General features: G+C 67.8%; 16 protein-coding genes. 8 read left to right on the top strand and 8 right to left on the bottom strand.

Going from position 1 to position 17,594, the window contains the following annotated elements; all coding sequences use genetic code 11:
• The first annotated feature begins 140 nt into the window (after positions 1-140).
• Positions 141-386 (top strand): hypothetical protein, encoded by a 246-nt coding sequence (locus tag AC2JAJ_RS05215; RefSeq protein WP_486416622.1) that lies wholly within the window; start codon positions 141-143, stop codon positions 384-386.
• A gap of 112 nt (positions 387-498) precedes the next feature.
• On the opposite strand, the gene AC2JAJ_RS05210 is transcribed toward AC2JAJ_RS05215, so the two are convergent.
• Positions 499-759 (bottom strand): hypothetical protein, encoded by a 261-nt coding sequence (locus tag AC2JAJ_RS05210; RefSeq protein WP_486416623.1) that lies wholly within the window; start codon positions 757-759, stop codon positions 499-501.
• 212 nt (positions 760-971) lie between these two features.
• Between AC2JAJ_RS05210 and AC2JAJ_RS05205 the strand changes: the two genes are divergently transcribed.
• Positions 972-1,853, top strand: coding sequence for a fumarylacetoacetate hydrolase family protein (locus AC2JAJ_RS05205; protein WP_501053400.1), 882 nt, complete (start codon positions 972-974; stop codon positions 1,851-1,853).
• A gap of 12 nt (positions 1,854-1,865) precedes the next feature.
• Here the strand turns inward: AC2JAJ_RS05205 and AC2JAJ_RS05200 are convergent, their stop codons facing one another.
• The 4 genes from AC2JAJ_RS05200 to AC2JAJ_RS05185 are packed head-to-tail and all read right to left on the bottom strand — an operon-like array spanning position 1,866 to position 5,348.
• On the bottom strand, positions 1,866-2,258 hold the full coding sequence (locus AC2JAJ_RS05200) for a universal stress protein (RefSeq protein WP_486416625.1): 393 nt from the start codon (positions 2,256-2,258) through the stop codon (positions 1,866-1,868).
• On the bottom strand, positions 2,255-3,838 hold the full coding sequence (locus AC2JAJ_RS05195) for a tripartite tricarboxylate transporter permease (RefSeq protein ID WP_486416626.1): 1,584 nt from the start codon (positions 3,836-3,838) through the stop codon (positions 2,255-2,257). The genes AC2JAJ_RS05200 and AC2JAJ_RS05195 overlap by 4 nt, the downstream gene beginning before the upstream one ends.
• Positions 3,838-4,341, bottom strand: coding sequence for a tripartite tricarboxylate transporter TctB family protein (locus AC2JAJ_RS05190; protein ID WP_486416627.1), 504 nt, complete (start codon positions 4,339-4,341; stop codon positions 3,838-3,840). The genes AC2JAJ_RS05195 and AC2JAJ_RS05190 overlap by 1 nt, the downstream gene beginning before the upstream one ends.
• Positions 4,338-5,348, bottom strand: coding sequence for a Bug family tripartite tricarboxylate transporter substrate binding protein (locus AC2JAJ_RS05185; RefSeq protein ID WP_486416628.1), 1,011 nt, complete (start codon positions 5,346-5,348; stop codon positions 4,338-4,340). The genes AC2JAJ_RS05190 and AC2JAJ_RS05185 overlap by 4 nt, the downstream gene beginning before the upstream one ends.
• A 243-nt stretch (positions 5,349-5,591) precedes the next feature.
• Between AC2JAJ_RS05185 and AC2JAJ_RS05180 the strand changes: the two genes are divergently transcribed.
• Positions 5,592-7,172, top strand: a complete 1,581-nt coding sequence (locus tag AC2JAJ_RS05180) for a sensor histidine kinase (protein WP_486416734.1) — start codon at positions 5,592-5,594, stop codon at positions 7,170-7,172.
• Positions 7,169-7,837, top strand: a complete 669-nt coding sequence (locus AC2JAJ_RS05175) for a response regulator (RefSeq protein ID WP_486416629.1) — start codon at positions 7,169-7,171, stop codon at positions 7,835-7,837. Before AC2JAJ_RS05180 ends, AC2JAJ_RS05175 begins: the two co-directional genes overlap by 4 nt.
• Before the next feature lie 38 nt (positions 7,838-7,875).
• Here the strand turns inward: AC2JAJ_RS05175 and hutG are convergent, their stop codons facing one another.
• Positions 7,876-8,829: a formimidoylglutamase gene (gene hutG / locus AC2JAJ_RS05170; protein WP_486416630.1), complete on the bottom strand. Its 954-nt coding sequence runs from the start codon at positions 8,827-8,829 to the stop codon at positions 7,876-7,878.
• 203 nt (positions 8,830-9,032) lie between these two features.
• Here hutG and AC2JAJ_RS05165 point away from each other — a divergent pair, with 203 nt between their 5' ends.
• The gene (locus AC2JAJ_RS05165; protein WP_486416631.1) at positions 9,033-10,337 is read left to right on the top strand and encodes a cation:proton antiporter; all 1,305 of its coding nucleotides are present in this window, start codon (positions 9,033-9,035) and stop codon (positions 10,335-10,337) included.
• A 67-nt stretch (positions 10,338-10,404) separates the two neighbouring features.
• Here AC2JAJ_RS05165 and AC2JAJ_RS05160 read toward each other — a convergent pair whose 3' ends face one another.
• Positions 10,405-11,844, bottom strand: coding sequence for a solute carrier family 23 protein (locus tag AC2JAJ_RS05160; RefSeq protein ID WP_501053399.1), 1,440 nt, complete (start codon positions 11,842-11,844; stop codon positions 10,405-10,407).
• A gap of 110 nt (positions 11,845-11,954) precedes the next feature.
• Between AC2JAJ_RS05160 and AC2JAJ_RS05155 the strand changes: the two genes are divergently transcribed.
• Positions 11,955-12,593: a copper resistance CopC family protein gene (locus AC2JAJ_RS05155; protein WP_486416632.1), complete on the top strand. Its 639-nt coding sequence runs from the start codon at positions 11,955-11,957 to the stop codon at positions 12,591-12,593.
• 29 nt (positions 12,594-12,622) lie between these two features.
• On the opposite strand, the gene AC2JAJ_RS05150 is transcribed toward AC2JAJ_RS05155, so the two are convergent.
• Positions 12,623-13,246 carry an FAD-dependent monooxygenase gene (locus tag AC2JAJ_RS05150; protein ID WP_221385605.1) on the bottom strand — a complete coding sequence of 208 codons (624 nt, stop codon included), beginning with the start codon at positions 13,244-13,246 and terminating at the stop codon, positions 12,623-12,625.
• 428 nt (positions 13,247-13,674) lie between these two features.
• Here AC2JAJ_RS05150 and AC2JAJ_RS05145 point away from each other — a divergent pair, with 428 nt between their 5' ends.
• Positions 13,675-14,715, top strand: a complete 1,041-nt coding sequence (locus tag AC2JAJ_RS05145) for a universal stress protein (RefSeq protein ID WP_486416633.1) — start codon at positions 13,675-13,677, stop codon at positions 14,713-14,715.
• A gap of 33 nt (positions 14,716-14,748) precedes the next feature.
• Entirely contained in the window at positions 14,749-17,565 is a 2,817-nt protein-coding gene (locus AC2JAJ_RS05140) for a PEP/pyruvate-binding domain-containing protein (protein WP_486416634.1), read from the top strand.
• Positions 17,566-17,594 lie beyond the last annotated feature (29 nt).

The following is a 17,594-nucleotide window of genomic DNA, read 5'->3' as shown; positions in this document are numbered from 1 at the left end:
CGCTTCCCCTCAGTCCAAGGAGTGGAATTTCCGGCGCCGCGGCCCCCGCGGCGCCGGGAGTGTAGTAGAACTGAAGATGTAGTGAAAGTCACATCAAAGAAGCTGTGGCGGCAGAACGATACAAAGGGGTAGAAGTTCAAATGAAAGCACGTGGGGCGGTCCTGTCGAGGCGCAATGCCCATTCCGCTACGGTGTCCGACTGGAAATCCCTCCAGGCAGGGGACCATGTCGAGATCATCAAACATGCGCATGTGGTGGCAGCCGGGGAGGTGGAAGAGGTGTCGCAGAGCGGCAACGTCCTGTGGCTCGTGCCGGCCGGGCCGTCAAGTTCGGCGGACAAGGAGCTCTTCCTGAAGTCCGACGGCGTCCAGGTCCGCCGCGGCTAGCGGTCCCCCAGCACCAATCGAAAAATCCCCGTCCAGCCTTGTGGCTGGGCGGGGATTTTGCTGCTTGCGCGGGTGTGGCCGGGCGCCGCACGGGCGTGCAAGCGCGGGCGGTTCAGGCGGCGATGGACTCGTACGTCTCGCCGAAAGGCACTGACTCGTCCAGGGCCACCGTGTAGTGGCCCGGGTGGATCCGGGTGACCAGGATGCCGCAGGCGGCGTCCCTGGCTGCCACCTGAATTAGCTCCGCAACCGCCTCTTCCAGTCCGGCGTGCACCTCGCTGACGCTGGAGAATTCCAGGCTGATGGACCGGACCGACGGTGCTTCGACGGGCTCGGCAGCGGCCGGAAGGCGCTCCAAAGTGGCTGTACTCATGTGCTGTACTTTCTGTGTTTACTGCCTAAGGGCAGCACTATTCTATCGACTGCTCCCCATACATGTCAGATATCTGCCCTATCTGGCCTTCCGGCCCCCAGTCACAAACGGCATTTTCGGCAGGCCGCGAGGCAATCAACCACCATGGAATGAAGGCCCCTCCGGGCCCCTGTCGCCGGACATTGATGTCCAAGAACCGAAGGAGAACCTGGATGAAAATCATGCGCCTGGGCGAGAGCGGAAGCGAACAGCCGGCCGTGATGGTTGCCGCGGATGATGGCACATCCCGCTACTTCAGCCTGCTGCCCCTCACGGCCGACGTGGACGGTCCGTTCCTGGCGGCCGGCGGCCTGGGCGAGGTCCGCCGCGCGCTGGCAGAGGGCAGCCTTCCCGTCCTGGAAGGAGCCGCCGGGCTCCGGGTTGGTTCCCCCGTGGCGCGGCCCGGCTCAGTGGTGGGCATTGGCATGAACTACGCCACCCATGCCGCCGAATCCGGCGCCGAGCCGCCCACGATCCCGGTGGTGTTCCTCAAGCCCAGCAACACCGTTACGGGCCCCTTTGATGCCGCTCCCGTTCCGCCTGGTTCCACCAAATACGACTGGGAAGTGGAACTGGGCATCGTGATCGGCAGGGAAGCCAGCTACCTCAGTTCCGTGGAGGAGGCGGCGGCGTGCATTGCCGGCTACGTCACGGCCAACGATCTGTCCGAACGCGAATACCAGCTGCCCGGAGCCGCCGGGCAGTGGACCAAGGGCAAGTCGCTGCCCGGCTCAACGCCCCTGGGGCCGTGGCTGGTTCCGGCGGATGAAGTCGACGGCGGCCAGCTCACCCTGCGCAGCTGGGTCAACGGAGAGCCCCGCCAGGATTCGTCCACGGCGGGGTTGATCTTCGACCCCGCTACCCTGGTTCACCACTGCAGCCAGTACATGCGGCTCGAGCCGGGCGACGTCGTCCTGACGGGAACGCCTGAAGGGGTGGCCCTGAGCGGGCGTTTCCCCTACCTCCAGCCCGGGGATGTGGTGGAGGTAGAGGTCGAGGGGTTGGGCCGGCAGCGCCAGGAGCTGTTCCGGGCGCAGCCGGCCCCGGTGGGCTGACCAGGCGGGCGCCTAACCCGCCTTGACGGCCAGGACCGGGCAGTCCGCTTCAAGCAGGATGTGCTGGGACGTGCTGCCCATGATCAGCTTGCCCACCGGGGTGCGGCGGCGCAGGCCAATCACAATCAGTTCTGCTTTGTGCTCCTCGGCGGCGTCCAGCACCTCAGCCGCGGCGTCATGGCCGCGGACCGGCCTCTTGACCAGGTACTGGATGCCCTGGCCGGCCAGGCGCTGTTCGATGTCCTGGATCTCCCTTTCGGGGGCGAAGCGGCTGTCCACCACCGATTCGCCCTTGGAAGAGTTGATCAGCACCAGGGTGCTGTTGCTCTTCCGGGCTTCGGCGATGGCCTGGGTGAGGGCGGCTTCGCCCTCGGGAGTAGGCACGTATCCCACAACGACTGTCATGGTTGCTCCTTATGGTCGGAATAGACGGCATTGTGGTTCGAGTGGACCGTATCCTCAACGTCCGTGGCAAGGGGCGCTGCCCCGCCCGCAGGAGCAGCAACCGGGCGGCTGCGGCGGAACAGCTTGTAGGCCAAGGGCCAGAGCAGGATGAGGGCAATGATGACGTATACAACGATGGCGATCGGCTCGTTGAACAGTCCCGCCGGGTCACCCCCGGACAGTTTCAGCGTCTTGCGCAGTTGGTCTTCCAGCCGCGGGCCGAGGATGACGCCGAGGATCAGCGGCAGGACGGGCAGGCCAAAGCGCCGCATCATGAAACCCAAGGCGCCGAAAATCAATAGCAGTACCAGGTCGAAGGCCTGCAGGTTTACGGAGTAGGCGCCCAGCGTGGCGAAGAACAGGATGCCGGCATACAGGTAGGGACGGGGAATCTGCAGGAGCTTCGCCCACAGTGGAGCCAAAGGCAGGTTAATGAGCAGCAGAAGAAAGTTGCCAATGAAGAGGCTGGCGATCAACGCCCACACCAGGGGACCCTGGCTCGAGAAAAGCTGAGGACCAGGCTGAATGCCGTATCCGGTGAACGCGGCCAGCATCACGGCGGCAGTGGCGTTGGTGGGCAGGCCCAAGGCCAGCATCGGAGTTAGCGTGCCGGCAGCGGAGGCGTTGTTGGCGGCTTCCGGCCCGGCAACGCCCTCAATAGCGCCCTTGCCGAACTCTTCGGGATGCTTGCTGAGCCGTTTCTCCGTCACATAGGACAGGAACGTGGGAATCTCAGCACCACCGGCCGGCAGCGCACCGAACGGGAATCCGAATGCCGTTCCGCGGAGCCAGGGCTTCCAGGAGCGCTTCCAGTCGGACTTGCCCATCCAGGGCTGGCCCACCGGGATGGCCTCCAGGGGAGTGCGGCGCAAATGCGCTGCCACCCAGAGGGCCTCGCCCACGGCAAAGATCGCTACGGCAACCACCACGATGTCAATGCCGTCAGCCAGCAGAGGGATACCGAACGTGAGGCGGGCCTGGCCGGAGCCCATGCCTACCAGGCCGATCGCCAGGCCAAGGCCCAAAGCAGCGAAGCCGCGCAGCCGGGAGGATCCCAGCACGGCAGTGACCGCCAGCAGGGCCAGGACCATAATCGCGAAGTAGCTGGGGGAGCCGAGGCTGACGGCGAACTGCACAACGATCGGCGCGAACATTGCCAGCAGGGCAGTACCTATGGTGCCAGCCACGAAGGAGCCGATGGCCGCCGTCGCCAGAGCCTGGGCGGCCCTGCCGGCCTTGGCCATCTTGTTCCCTTCAATCGCCGTGATCACGGAGGATGATTCGCCGGGTGTGTTAAGGAGGATGGATGTAGTGGACCCGCCGTACATGCCGCCGTAATAGATGCCAGCGAACATAATAAACGCGCTGGTGGGTTCCAGGACCTGGGTGACGGGCAGCAACAGGGCCACTGTCATGGCTGGGCCCAGTCCCGGGAGGACGCCGACGGCGGTACCCAGGATGACGCCGATCACGGCGTAGAGGAGGTTCATGGGAGTCATGGCGGTGGCGAAGCCGTCCATAAGGGAGGACCAAACGTCCATTACAGGATTCCTTCCAGGAGTCCGGCGGGAAGGTGGATGCCCAGGCCAAGGTAAAAGCCGTAAAAGGTAAGGACGGACAGGCCAATGGCAATCAGGGCGTCGCGGACGTAGTGCCTGCTGCCCAAGGCCCAGGCACAGCCCCAGAACAGGACGGTTCCGGAGATGACCCAACCCGCCCAGTCGATCAGCAGGATATTGGCCACGAAGGCACCCGCCAGGGGCAGGACAGTCTTCCAGTCCGCAGGATGGGTGAGGTCAACGTCCTCGCCGCCCTCTGCCTCGCCCCGGCCGCCACGCAGGACGTTGATGGCCAGGAGGACCGCGCAGATGACCAGCAGGCCGGAAACCAGGTAGGGGAGCGTCTTGGGCCCCACCGGATCAGCTTGGGAATACGTGATGGCCAGGCGGCTGGCGTCAAGGAAGACGATGACGCCGGCCGCGCCGAGCAGGAGGGCTACCCCCAGCTCGGCGCGGCCTTTCAGGCCTGTTGCGAGGGAGCTCACGCCAACCCAAGCTTGGTGAGCACGTCCGCCACCCGCTTGTCCTGGTCGCCGAGGAAGGACTTGAACTCGTCACCGGTGATGAACGCATCGGTCCAGCTGTGCGTCTTTAGCGCTTCCTTCCACCCGTCGGTGCCGTGCATCTTCTCGAGGGCGGCAATCAGCTTGGCTTTGTGCTCGTCACTGATGCCCGGAGGGGCCACCACGCCCCGCCAGTTGGTGAATACCAGGTCGATGTTGGATTCCTTCAACGTCGGGGCATCTACGCCCTCGAGCCGCTTTTCGCCACTGGTGGCCAGGACGCGCACTTCGCCTGACTGGATCTGCTGCAGGTACTCGCCGGCTCCGGAGGCTGCAAATCCGAGTTTGTTGCCCAGGATCGCCGGCAGGAGGTCGCCGCCGCCGTCATATGCGATGTAGTTGACCTTGGTGGCATCGATGCCCACGGCGCCGGCCAGCTGCATGGGAAGCAGGTGGTCAGGGCCGCCGGGGTTGGAGCCGCCGCCCACCGCGATGGAACCCGGATTGGCCTTCCATGCGTTCACCAGGTCATCGATGGTCTTGTACGGCGAGTCCTTGCTCACCATGATGGCGCCGGGTTCCTCGATGAGGCGGGCGAGCGGGGTTGTCTGGGTCAGTTTGGACTCGGATTTGTTGGTGTAGCTGGCGCCCACCACCCCCAGGCCCATGAGCATGGCGAGGTCGCCGTTGCCCTTTTCGTTGACGATCCGGGCCAGGCCCACTGTGCCTCCGGCACCGGCCAGGTTGAAGACCTCGGTGTTGGTGGAGATCTTTGCGTCGTCCAGGACCTTCGCGGCCGCGCGGGCGGTGGTGTCATACCCGCCGCCCGGGGAGTTGGGGACCATGATCTGCAGTCCGGTGATGGGCCCGGCGGCAGCGCCGGAGCTTTCCGAACCTGTGGAGCTCTTACCGGTGGCACCGCAGCCGGTGGCCATCAGGGCGATGCCGGCGGCGACGGCGGCAACGCGCAATGCGCGGATCTGGCGCATGTGTTCCTCTTCTCTCAAGACAAAATCTGGTCGGCACCGGCTGGGTTGTGTTGCGGTGCCTTGTGGTTCCGATGCTAGGGGCGGGCGTGATGGCGATCACTCTTGTGTACGCAGAGAAAGTTGTGTTCATTGCGTTCACGTTTGGTCGAACCCACCGAAGGTCCTGCCAGCGGGGCTTGGGATATAGTTCCCGTTACCACCCGCCCAAACTCCAGGAAGACCATTGTGACTCGACGACGAGGAATGTCCCTTGCGGGGCAGTACCTTCTGCTGCAGTTGCTCATTGTCCTGGCGGTCCTTGTGGGCGTGGTGGCCATTTCCCTGGCCCAGTCAGCCGCCGCCTTTGAACGGATCGAAGGCCGGCGTGCGCTCTCGGCGGCGGAAGCGCTGGGCGGGAACCCGGTGGTCCGCGAACTCCTCCCTGAGGCCCAGGCGAGAGGCGGTGCCGTGCTGCCCGCCGTGGCAGAGTCCGTGCGGATCGTTTCCGGCTCGTCGCGGGTGACGCTGGCAAAGCTGGACCGGACGGTGGTGGCGTCCTCGGATCCCAGCCTGCTCGGCGAGCCGCTGGAGCTCGGAGCCAGCAGGGTGATGGAAGGGCGGGCTTGGACCGGAGTGGTGGGCGGGAGCCCTGCCCCGCTCCTGTCGGCGCATGTGCCGGTCCTGGATGACACCGGGCGCATGATTGGGATCGCCTCCATCAGCCGCAGCTATCCCACGGTGCTCGAACGGCTGGGCGACGCGGTCCCTAACCTCCTCACCTACCTGGGCGTGGCGAGTGTCCTGGGCATTGCCGGCTCGCTGCTGCTGTCGCGCCGTGTCAAGCGGCAGACCCTGGGCATGGAGCCCAGTGAGATCACCGGCCTGGTGGAGAACCGTGAAGCCATGCTGCAGGGCCTGAAGGAAGGCGTCGTGGCTCTGGACCCGCATGAACGGATCACTGTGGCCAACGCCAGCGCGCGTTCCCTGCTCGGGCTCCCGGAAGACTGCGTCGGCAAACGGGTGGCCGGCCTCGCCGTCGAACCTGCCCTGAAGGAAGTCCTCACCCGCGAACAGTCCGGACCGGACCAGCTGGTGCTGGTGGGCGACCGGCTGGTGGTGATGAACCGGGTGCCCATCCACTCCCGCGGCCGGGTGATCGGCTCGGTGGCCACGCTGCGCGACCGCACCGAGCTGTCCGAGCTGGAGCGGGAGCTGGGCAACACCCGCACCGCCACGGACACGCTGCGGGCCCAGGCGCACGAGTTCGCCAACCAGCTGCACGTGATCTCCGGCCTGATCCAGATCGGCGAGTACGATTCCGTGGTCCAGTTCGTCAACGGGGCCACGCTGGACCGGACTCGGCTCAACGACGAGGTGACCAGCCGGATCAAGGATCCCGCGCTGGCTGCCCTGCTGATCGCCAAGTCCAGCCTGGCCACGGAGCGCGGCGCAGTCCTGCAGTTGGACCCCGACTCCACCCTGGAGAAGGTGGACGACGAGCTGTCGCGCGACCTCACCACCGTGGTGGGGAACCTGGTGGACAACGCGTTCGACGCCGTCACAGGGCTCCCGCAGGCAGCCGTCACGGTGCGGGTGGAAGGCAGGCAAGGCGGAGACGTCGTCGTTACGGTGCGGGACACCGGTCCCGGCATTCCCGGACCGTCCGCCGAGCATATTTTCCGCCAGGGCTTCACCACCAAGGACCCGGGCCCGGCCGGGAGCAGGGGCTTCGGGCTGGCGCTGTCCCGGGTGGTGTGCCGCCGCAGCGGCGGGAACCTGACGGTGGCCAACGACCACGGCGCAGTCTTCACCGCCGTGCTGAAAGGAAGCAGTAACAAGCCATGATCCAGGTCCTGATAGTCGATGACGACTTCATGGTGGCCAAGGTGCACGCCGGATTCATCCAGCGCACGCCCGGCTTCGCCGTAGTAGGCGCGGCGCACACCGGCGCCCAGGCCTTGGCCGAAACTGAACGGCTCCAGCCGGACCTGGTGCTGCTGGACATCCACCTGCCGGACATCAACGGCCTGGACCTGATGCAGCGGCTGCGGGCGGTGGCCCCGGAACTCGATGTGCTGGTGATCAGTGCGGCGCGCGAAGTGGAAACCGTGCGCAAGGCCCTGCGCGGCGGCATCGTCCACTACCTGATCAAGCCGTTCTCCCAGACGGACCTCCAGGAGCGGCTGGAACATTACCGCAGCGCCTACCAAAGCCTGGCTGCGTCCAAGGACGTGGCCGAACAGTCGGACGTCAACCGGGTCTTCGGCCTGGACCGCGCCAAGCGTCCGCTGCCGAAGGGCTGCAGCATCGAGACGCTGAAACTGGTGGAGGCTGCGCTGAATGCCGCCGCCGGAGACCTGTCGGCGGCCGAGGTGGCCGAGGAACTGGGCACCTCCCGCGTCAGTGCCCGCCGGTACCTGGAGTACTTGTACGACGAAGGCCTGGCGGAGGTGCGGCTCAAGTACGGTGTGGGACGGCCGGAGCGCCGGTACGTCCTGAAGGGCGCCTGACCCGGCAGGCCTTGCCTGGGCCGGTTTCGCGGCGCGGATCAGCGCAGCAGCGTGTCCAGCAACCGGGCCGCCGTTTTGGCGGTCCGGCCGTCGATGTCGAAGTCCGGGTTCAGTTCCGCCACATCGAGGTGCAGCAGCTTTCCGCTCTGCACCACCTGCCGGCACAGGGCCGAAATGACCGGCAGCGGTACCCCGTACGCTGCGGGGGCGCTCACGCCGGGCGCCACGGCGGCGGGCAGCACATCCAGGTCGATGGTCAGGTAAAGGACGTCGATGTCCGCCAGGAAACCGGCCACGAAGTCCCGGACCCGCTCCGCCCCGCAGTCTTCGTCCAGCAGGTACCGGACGCCCAGCCTGTCCGCGGTGTCGAACAGGACCTTCGTGTTGTTGGGTTCCGAAATTCCGACGACGGCGTAGCGGAATTCGCGTCCGGCGTCCGCTTCGGCGCGGGCCATCTGGAGGAACGGCGTGCCGGAGCTGGGTACGGCTTCGTCCCGCAGGTCGAAGTGCGCATCGAGGTTGAGTACGCCCAGCCGCTGCCCGCCCTGCACCGCGGCCGAGGCGCTGGCCCCGAGGTAGCTGGCGTAGGCGGTTTCGTGGCCGCCGCCCAGGACAACTGTCAGGTGGCCGGCGTCGAGCAGGGCGGCGACCACGCTGCCGACCCGTTCCTGCCCCGCTTCCAGTGCATCGCCGTCGACGACTATATCGCCGGCGTCGCGTACCGTGCGGTCCGGATGGAAGGCCAGGGGGCCAAGCGCCCTGCGGATCGCGGCCGGAGCGGCGGCCGCGCCCGTGCGGCCCTTGTTGCGCCGCACCCCCTCGTCGCTAGCGAAGCCGAGCAGGGCCACTGGTTTGTTGCCCGCCCCAGGTTCGGCGGCGGGGTCGAACGCGGCCACTGCCTGCCACCAGCGGCGGTGTCCGGGGCCGTCGCCGTCGAACCTTCCGGTCCAGGGCTGTGGGTGGACGTCGACGGCGGGGAGGGTGAAGACCATGCCTCAAGCTCACCGCATGCCGGCCCTGAAAACCAGCGCCGCCGCCGTCGTCCTGTCCGGGATCCAAGAACTCCGGCGGAACGGCAGGGCTTTGCGGGGAACGGCCTCCGCGATGGGTACGGGGGATAGGGTGGGACCAATCCGCCCCAAGCAGCAGGAGGCTCCTGCGCCGGACCACGCAACAATTCCAGGCTGGAGAGCCCATGTTTGAAGCACCCGACATTCTTTTTGCCGCGGCCGGCGTGGCGGTTTTCGTCGCCGCGGTCCTGCCGAAACTCCTGCGCGACATGCCGTTGTCCATGCCGATGGTGTTCCTCGGCGCCGGGATGGCTGCGTTCGCGCTGATTCCGACGCTCCCCAATCCGAACCCCGTGGAGCACAGCAACTTCGTGATGCACCTGGCGGAGATCTGCGTGATTGTTTCGCTGATGGGCGCGGGGCTGGCGCTGGACCGGCCCGTGGGCCGCAAGCGCTGGTCCACGACGTGGCGGCTGTTGGGGATCGCCATGCCGCTGTGCATCGTTGCCCTCACGCTGCTGGGGATGTGGTTCCTGGGCCTGGGGCTTGGGGCCGCCCTGCTCGTGGCGTCCAGCCTGGCGCCCACGGATCCGGTCCTGGCCTCCGAAGTGCAGGTGGGTGAGCCGGCGGACCACGACGAAAGCGCCGACAAGGAGGACGAGGTGCGGTTCGGCCTCACCTCGGAGGCCGGACTCAACGACGGCCTGGCGTTCCCGTTCGTGTACCTGGCCATCGCCATCAGCGCTGCCGGCGGATCCTCGTCCGGCTGGTTTGCCGGGTGGCTCGGGATGGACGTGGTGTGGCGGCTGGCCTTTGGCCTGCTGGCGGGATTCCTTACCGGGAAGCTGCTGGCCACGCTGTTCTTTTCAGCCCGCCGGGACAGCCTGCGGTTGTCCAACCACTCGGAGGGTTTCGTGGCGTTGTCCGCGACGTTCCTGGCATATGGCCTGGCGGAAATGGTGGAGGGGTACGGCTTCGTCGCAGTCTTCGTGTGCGCCCTGACCATCCGTGCAGCCGAGCGCACCCATGGCTACCACCGCGTGCTCCACTCCTACGTGGAGCAGCTCGAACGGCTCCTGACGGTGGTGATCCTGGTCCTGCTTGGCGGGGCCATCGCCCGTGGCCTGCTGTCCGGGATCGGCCTGGCGGAGCTGCTGGTGGCGCTGGCTTTCCTGCTGGTGGTCCGGCCGCTGGCGGGCTGGGCGGGGCTGCTGGGCGGCAAGACCGGCCCCCGGGAACGGATTGCGCTGTCGTTCTTCGGCATCCGCGGGATCGGGTCCCTGTACTACCTGTCGTTCGCGCTGGACGAGGGCCATTTCGCGGAGCAGGGGCAACGGCTCTGGTCCCTCGTGGGGCTGGTGGTGGCGTTGTCCATCGTGATCCATGGTGCCACCACGTCGCCGCTGATGAACCGGCTGGACCTGCTGCGCCAGAAGAAGGCGGTTGCGGTGTCCGGCGACGAGGGGCTGGCGCCGAACACCCCGGTATAGGCACTCCCATGGGACGACGAAGGGCTGGTGGGGCAGCTGCCGCACCAGCCCTTCGCGCCGGAAGGAGCTACATTCCCAGCGCGGCCTCGATCGGGCCAATGGCGAAGAACAGCGCGAACGCCGCGGCCACGGCCCACATCAGCGGGTGGATGTCCTTGACCCGGCCCTGCACGGTGCGGATCAGGACGTAGGCGATGAAGCCGGCGCCCAGGCCGTTGGCGATCGAGTACGTGAAGGGCATCAGGGTGAAGGTCAGGAACGCCGGGATCGCGATACCCCAGTCCTGCCAGTCGATCTTGCCCACCTGGGACACCATCATGAAGCCCACCACCACCAGCGCCGGGGCCACGGCCTCGAACGGAACGAGGTTGATGAGCGGGGTGAAGAACATTGCCACCAGGAACAGCAGGCCGGTGACGATCGAGGCGATGCCGGTCCGGGCGCCTTCGCCAATGCCGGCGCCGGCTTCAACGTAGATCTGGTTGGAGGACACTGACGCACCGCCGCCGATGATGGCGCCGAGGGCGTCCACCTGGAGCACGCGGTCGACGTCGGGGATGTTGCCGTGCTCGTCCACCGTGCCGGCCTCGTTCGCCAGGCCCACCATGGTGCCCATGGCGTCGAAGAAGATGCTGAGCAGGATGACGAAGGCCAGGAGCGTGGCCGCCACGAAGCCCAGGTGCTCGAAGGCGCCGAACGGGTTGGCCTTGCCGATCAGGGAAAGGTCCGGGGCGGCCCAGCCGGAGAAGGCGGGCGCCACCAGCGACCAGCCCTGCGGGTTGAAGTTCTTGCCGTCGAAACTGGGGCCGATGTGCAGCGTGGTCTCAAGGACCACGGACAGTACGGTGGAGGTGATGATGCCGATCAGGATGGCACCCTTGACCTTCCGCACCACCAGGGCGATGGTCAGGATCAGGCCGAAAACGAAGACGGCGGTGGGCCAGCCCAGCAGCTTGCCTTCGAAGCCGAGCCCCACGGGCACGGTGGTCCCCGCAACGTCCGGGATGCGCCGGACGAACCCAGCGTTCACCAGCCCGATCAGGGCGATGAACAGGCCGATGCCCACCACGATGGCCGTCTTGAGCCCGTCCGGGACGGCCTTGAAGACCGCGGTACGGAAGCCGGTGAGCACCAGGACCAGCATGGTGAGGCCGGAGAGGACCACCAGGCCCATCATGTCCGGCCATGTCAGCCCGGGGTTGGTGGCCACGGTGACGGCGACGAAGGCGTTGACGCCCAGGCCGGTGGCGAGTGCGAAGGGATGCCGGCCCCACGCGCCCATGAGGATCGTGAGCAGGCCCGCGACGAAGGCGGTCACCGCCGCCACTGCGGTGAAGCCCAACGTGGTGCCGCTGGAGTCAGGCCCGGACAGGATCAGGGGGTTCAGCACCACGATGTAGCTCATGGCGAAGAACGTGGCGAACCCGCCGCGGATCTCGCGGGAAAGGTTGGAACCGCGCTCGGTGACCCTGAAATACCGGTCCAGGGCAGAGCCTTGCTTAAGCATTAGTCCTCCGGGGGAGTGTGTGGGGATACCTGCATCCTAAGGGAGCGGCAGCGGCGGGGGGCGCAGATTCGCCTAGTCTGTAAGGAAGCCAACACAAGGAGCAGTCCCGCATGCGTTCCACCCGCCGCCCTTTCCTAAACCTGCTGCTCGGTGTCCTCATCGTTGCCGCGTCGGCACTGGGCCTGGCCGGCCCGGCGGCCGCGCACGACGCAGCAGAGTCCACCAGCCCGGCGCAGGGGGCAACGCTCGCGGCCCCGCCGGACGAGGTTTCGGTGACGTTCAGCAACAAGCCCCTGGGCATCGGCGCCTCCTTCTCAGTCAGGGACGCGTCCGGCACCGAATGGGCTGACGGGTCTGTGCAGATCGTGGACAACATGGCCACCCAGAAGCTTCGCCCCGGCGCCCCGGCCGGCGCGTACACGGTTGCATGGCGCGTCGTCAGCTCCGACTCCCACCCCATCGAGGGGACATTCGCTTTCACCGCGGCCTCCGGCGCTGCGGGCTCTTCCGGGCAACCCACGGCAGGAAGTTCGACGACGGCGGGCACAGTCCCGGGCATGGGCACCGCCCGGCCCGGCGTGACGGAGGAGCCGTCCGCGCCGGCCAGCGCGGGTGAGCCGTTCCAGTGGAGCATCGTGATTTTTGCGGCCGTGGCGGTGGGACTGCTCGCCGCCCTGGGCATACTGGCAAGGCGGCGGCTCACCGGCGACGCCGATAACAGCGGCGGGGACAAAGGGGACGGGGAGTAGCCCCGCGGCAGCGGGTTCCGGCGCGGACGTCAGCAGCCCAGCATGGCAAGGCTTCCCGTCGCTGGGAACCCTCCGCCATTCGGGTTGACCCTGGCGGAGATCGCCTGGCCCACGGTTTTGGCCTGGCGAAGGACTTCCTTGGGCGAGGGCGTGATGAGCTCCCCGACCCCCACAAGGTAGATGCCGATGGCCCGCATGGCCGCAGCCACGTTCCGGCCTACCGACAGGCCGAAGTCGTTGATCATGCGCCGCAACTGGCTGTGGGCGCATCGCGTCAGGACGATGTGGTCCGCCACCAGGACGCCCGTAGGGGTGTGCACCTGCCATTGCGGCGCACCGGTGCCGTCCGCTGATCCCAACATGGTGAGCTGCACCGCGCGGGTCGTGTTCCGGATGTCCACGCTGTGGCTGGCGGCGTAGTTGCGCAGGTGGCGCAGGATCTCGTTGCGTTCGCGCAGGGTGTCCGAATCCGCGGCGTCGCAGCGCTGCAGGGAGGTGGTGTTCGCGGGTTGCCCGGCGCCCAGCAGGTCCAGTCCGTCCACCACAATGGAGTCCACTCCATGTCGCCGCAATTCGGCGGCAACAGCCAGCCCTGACAGGCCCGTGCCAATGATGACAGTGGTGGTCTGTTCGGTCCCGGCACTCCCAGGCATGCTTGACACTACAGTTTCCCTCCTTCGAAGCTTCGTCAGGTGCCGGCATCCTCGCCGGCGCGCCTGCCGGTGCCCCCAGGCACGGCCGCAGCGCATGGCCGGGAGCAGCGTGCTGACAGGAAGTGGCAGTCGGCGTCCCGGACCAACAATGTCCTGAAGAATACAGAACAATCCCGCCCGTGGGTAGCCCAAAACGCCAAGATTCTTCCCGCGGTGAAGGCGCTTTCCGTGCCGGGGCCCGGAGGCTGTGGATAACCCGCTTTCCCGGGCCTGGCCACGCTTGCTAAGCCGCATGGTACGGAGAATAGTGAGGACTGGGAAGCAGGTTGTTCCCCGCGGCTGCGGCTCCGGACCGGGTGCACGGGGAGGGGCCCGTTTTCTGGCAGAATAGCCGCAACATCAGGCAGTAACGCGAGGAGGCGGCCCCCATGGGCGCACAAGAGTTGCATCCGGACCCTGCACAGGACGGTCGTGGGGCATCGGCCGCTCCGGAGGGCATCGTGGTGGGCGTTGACGGCTCCGAACACGGCCAGTGCGCCTTGGTGTGGGCCGCGCGGGAGGCCCAGCGCCGCCGTCGTCCCCTGCACATCGTCACCGCCTACTCCGTGCCGATCTTTGCTGCGTCCGGCCTGGACGGCGGCTACGCCACGGTGGACGACTCCGTCATCCGCGAAGGCGCCGAGGCCATCGCCAGGCAGGCCCTCGAGAAAGTTTCCACGTACGACATCGACGCCAGTTCCTCGGTGGAAAACGGCGACGCCGCGGGAGTGCTGCTGGAGATGTCCGGAAGCGCTGAACTCCTGGTGGTGGGCACGCGGGGGCGCGGGGGTTTCGTGGGCAGGCTCCTTGGTTCGGTGAGCAGCGCCCTGCCCGCACACGCCAAGTGCCCCACCGTAACCGTCCCGTTGTTCTGTGCGGACCGGTTGGGCGAGACCACCGAGGACCGGCGCATCAAGGCTGAGCAGGCCAAAGCCGGGCACCGGCAGGTGGAGAACGTCGTGGTGGTCGGCGTTGACGGCTCGGAGCAGGCACGGGTTGCCGTCCTGGAAGCCGCCGACCAGGCCGTGCGCCTCGGCGCCGCCCTCCGCGTCGTCTGCGCCGTTCCCCAGTACAGCGGTTCCCTGGCGTGGGTCCCCGCGCCGATGGACCGAAAGGCGCTGTTCGACGACATCCGGGTCACCCTGGACGCCGGAATGGCGTGGCTCCGCAGCCACTACCCGCGGCTCCAGGCCGACTACGAGCTCAAGGACGGCTCGCCGGTGGACGTGCTCGTGGAGGAAAGCCGGCACGTCGAACTGGTGGTGGTGGGCACCCGCGGCCGCGGCGGCTTCGCCGGCATGCTGCTCGGTTCGACCTCCGACGGCGTCCTCCATCACGCCAAGGGGCCGGTCATGGTGGTGCCGGACCGGGAAGACCCGCGCCTTGCGGACCGTGCCCGTTTCGGGCCGATGCTCGGAGACGCCGCCTAAGCCGCCGCTGTTCCCGACCAAGGAACTGCGGACATGCAGCGGCACGGGATACCCGGCGGTGAGCCCAGTGGGCTTGTCCTGGACCTGCGCAGGCTCGACGCCGGCATGCTCGCGCTGGTGGGCGGCAAGGCGGCCAACCTTGGGGAACTGCTCGCCGCGGGCCTGCCCGTCCCGGAAGGCTTTTGCCTCACCACCACGGCCTACCGGGAGGTGGTCTCCGGCTCGGGAGCCGTGCTTCCCGGGCTGGCCGCCGTCTACGCCGCCCTCGAAACCGCAGGGGGTGCGGCAGCCAAGGAACCTCCTGACGTGAGCGGCCTGGCGGGAGCGGCCCGCGCAGCCATCCTGGCGGCGCCCGTTCCGGCAGCAGTGTCCGGCGCGGTGGCGCAGGCCTATGCGGCACTCGGGCCGGACGTGCCGGTGGCGGTCCGGTCCTCGGCCACTGCTGAAGACCTGCCGTTCGCAAGCTTCGCCGGCCAGCAGGAGACCTACCTCAACGTGGTGGGGGTGCCTGCGCTCCTCGACGCCGTCCAAAAATGCTGGGCCTCGCTATGGACTGACCGGGCGACCACGTACCGGGCCGGCCTGGGGATGGATCCGGCCGGCGTGGCCCTGGCCGTGGTGGTCCAGCGGATGGTGGACGCGGACACGGCGGGGGTCATGTTCACGGCGAATCCCCTCACCGGCAGCCGGCGGCAGATTGTCATCGACGCCAGCCCGGGGCTCGGCGAAGCCGTGGTGTCCGGGGCCGTCAACCCGGACCATTTCGTGGTGGATGCATTGACCGGCAAGGTGCTGGAACGGAAGACCGGCGGGAAGGGCATGGAGATCCGGCCCCTTCCCGGCGGCGGGACGGAGGTCCGGGAGTCGCGCGCAGCCGGCGGGACTCTGTGCCTGACGGACCCCCAGGTGGCCGGGCTGGTGCGGCTGGGGCAGCGGGCCGAAGCGCATTTTGGCGCCCCGCAGGACACCGAATGGGCCATCGACAGTGCCGGCGCCCTGTGGCTCACGCAGTCCAGGCCGATCACCACGCTCTACCCGGTCCCGAAGAGCAACGGCGCCGCGGGCAACGTTCCTGCCGGCGGGAAGCCTGTAGGCGGCACCCGTGCCTACCTCTGCTTCAGCCTCGCCCAGGGGCTCACCCGGCCACTCACGCCGATGGGCCTTGCGTCTGTCCGCCTTATCGCCTCTTCCGTCGCCATGGCCGCAGGCTTCCCTGTGCCTGACCCGGGGCGCGGGCCGTCGCCCTACGCCGAGGCCGGGCAGCGGATTTACGTCGACTTCACCACTCCCATACGCAGCGCCGTGGGCCGCCGGATCGTTCCCCGGGTTTTCGACATCATGGAGGCCCGGACAGCGGCGGTCATGCGGCAACTGTTCGAAGACCCGGCGTTTTCGGTGACCACGAGGACACCCTTCGGGCTGCTGCGCCACGTGGCGCCCGTGGCCGCCCGCGCCAGGGTTCCCGCCACCCTCCTGCGTGCGCTGGTTCGGCCGGAGGCGGCCCTCCGGCGGTTGGACCGCTTCACCAGGGAATTCGATGCCTCCCTTGTCCTTGACGATGGGGCCGCCCCGCAGGCGCGCCTTGACCACGCCGAGTCACTGTTGGGCTCACGCCTGTTCCTGATTGTTCCGGCCGTTCTTCCCCTTCCAGCGCTGGGGTTCGCCATGCTGGGCGTGGCGGGAAAACTGCTGGGCGGAAACCCGTGGAATGAACTGCAGCCGGTGATCCGCGGCCTGCCGAACAACATCACCACGCAGATGGACCTGGAGCTGTGGCATCTTGCGGAAGCGATCCGGGACGACGCCCAGTCACGCAGCGCCCTGATGGCCGGGGATGCGGCCGTCCTGGCGGACGCTTTCCGCGCCGGGCAGCTGCCGGCCCGGCTGGAGGCCGGGCTGACCCGGTTCCTGGACAGGTACGGGCACCGGGCCGTGGCCGAAATCGACGTGGGACAGCCGCGCTGGTCGGAGGAACCGGCGCACATCCTGGGCATCCTGGCCAACTATCTGCGGCTGGACAACCCTGCCCTCGCGCCCGACGTGCAGTTCAGCAAGGCAGCGGAGGAAGCGGAAGCGCAGGTGGAGCTGCTCGCCGCCCGCGCCGCCGCCCGTGGCAGGGTGCGGGGAATGCTGGTGCGGGGCGCGCTGCGCAGGGCGCGGCTGTTCGCCGGCCTGCGGGAGCTGCCCAAATACCAGCTCGTGGTGGGCCTGGCGGAGGTCCGCCGGCAGATCCTCCTGGTGGGGTCGGAACTGGCGGACTCAGGCAGGCTCGAGCGGCCGGATGACGTGTTCTTCCTGGCCTTCGACGAAGTCCGGCAGGCACTTACCGGGACCGTTAAGACCGCAGCGAACACGGGAGATGCAGGAACGCCGGTCCCGGACTTGCGGCCGCTCGTGGCGGCGCGGCGTGGGGACTACGACCGTGAGCTCGGGCGCCGCCACATCCCCAGGGTGCTGCTCTCGGACGGAACGGAACCCGAAGCGGTGCGGGCCGCCGTCGGGAATGCCGCCGAAGGAACCCTCACGGGCAGCCCGGCCTCCGCGGGGACGGTGACCGCACGGGCACGCGTCATCCTGGATCCTGTGGGCGCCCGCCTTGAGCCGGGGGAGATCCTGGTTGCCCCGTCCACGGACCCTGGGTGGACACCGCTGTTCCTGACGGCGGGCGGCCTGGTGATGGAGATGGGCGGCCCCAATTCGCACGGCGCGGTGGTTGCGAGGGAATATGGCATTCCTGCCGTCGTGGGCGTACCGGGCGCCACCCGTGTGATAGCCACCGGACAAACAATAACGGTCGACGGCGGATCGGGGACGGTCGTGCGGGAGCGTGCGGCAGCGCTGCAGGATTAGGGGGTTCCTGCGGGTATGGACCGCCTGCA

Source organism: Arthrobacter sp. MOO21 (assembly GCF_057369995.2).
The sequence above is the reverse complement of the archived record's forward strand: the minus strand, read 5'-3'. Positions and strand labels throughout refer to the sequence as shown.

Bases quoted from the DNA above. Each gene is read 5' to 3' on its own strand.
- AC2JAJ_RS05215 (WP_486416622.1), top strand. From the start codon at position 141: ATGAAAGCACGTGGGGCGGTCCTGTCGAGGCGCAATGCCCATTCCGCT.
- AC2JAJ_RS05210 (WP_486416623.1), bottom strand. From the start codon at position 759: ATGAGTACAGCCACTTTGGAGCGCCTTCCGGCCGCTGCCGAGCCCGTC.
- AC2JAJ_RS05205 (WP_501053400.1), top strand. From the start codon at position 972: ATGAAAATCATGCGCCTGGGCGAGAGCGGAAGCGAACAGCCGGCCGTG.
- AC2JAJ_RS05200 (WP_486416625.1), bottom strand. From the start codon at position 2,258: ATGACAGTCGTTGTGGGATACGTGCCTACTCCCGAGGGCGAAGCCGCC.
- AC2JAJ_RS05195 (WP_486416626.1), bottom strand. From the start codon at position 3,838: ATGGACGTTTGGTCCTCCCTTATGGACGGCTTCGCCACCGCCATGACT.
- AC2JAJ_RS05185 (WP_486416628.1), bottom strand. From the start codon at position 5,348: ATGCGCCAGATCCGCGCATTGCGCGTTGCCGCCGTCGCCGCCGGCATC.
- AC2JAJ_RS05180 (WP_486416734.1), top strand. From the start codon at position 5,592: ATGTCCCTTGCGGGGCAGTACCTTCTGCTGCAGTTGCTCATTGTCCTG.
- AC2JAJ_RS05175 (WP_486416629.1), top strand. From the start codon at position 7,169: ATGATCCAGGTCCTGATAGTCGATGACGACTTCATGGTGGCCAAGGTG.
- hutG (WP_486416630.1), bottom strand. From the start codon at position 8,829: ATGGTCTTCACCCTCCCCGCCGTCGACGTCCACCCACAGCCCTGGACC.
- AC2JAJ_RS05165 (WP_486416631.1), top strand. From the start codon at position 9,033: ATGTTTGAAGCACCCGACATTCTTTTTGCCGCGGCCGGCGTGGCGGTT.
- AC2JAJ_RS05160 (WP_501053399.1), bottom strand. From the start codon at position 11,844: ATGCTTAAGCAAGGCTCTGCCCTGGACCGGTATTTCAGGGTCACCGAG.
- AC2JAJ_RS05155 (WP_486416632.1), top strand. From the start codon at position 11,955: ATGCGTTCCACCCGCCGCCCTTTCCTAAACCTGCTGCTCGGTGTCCTC.
- AC2JAJ_RS05150 (WP_221385605.1), bottom strand. From the start codon at position 13,246: ATGCCTGGGAGTGCCGGGACCGAACAGACCACCACTGTCATCATTGGC.
- AC2JAJ_RS05145 (WP_486416633.1), top strand. From the start codon at position 13,675: ATGGGCGCACAAGAGTTGCATCCGGACCCTGCACAGGACGGTCGTGGG.
- AC2JAJ_RS05140 (WP_486416634.1), top strand. From the start codon at position 14,749: ATGCAGCGGCACGGGATACCCGGCGGTGAGCCCAGTGGGCTTGTCCTG.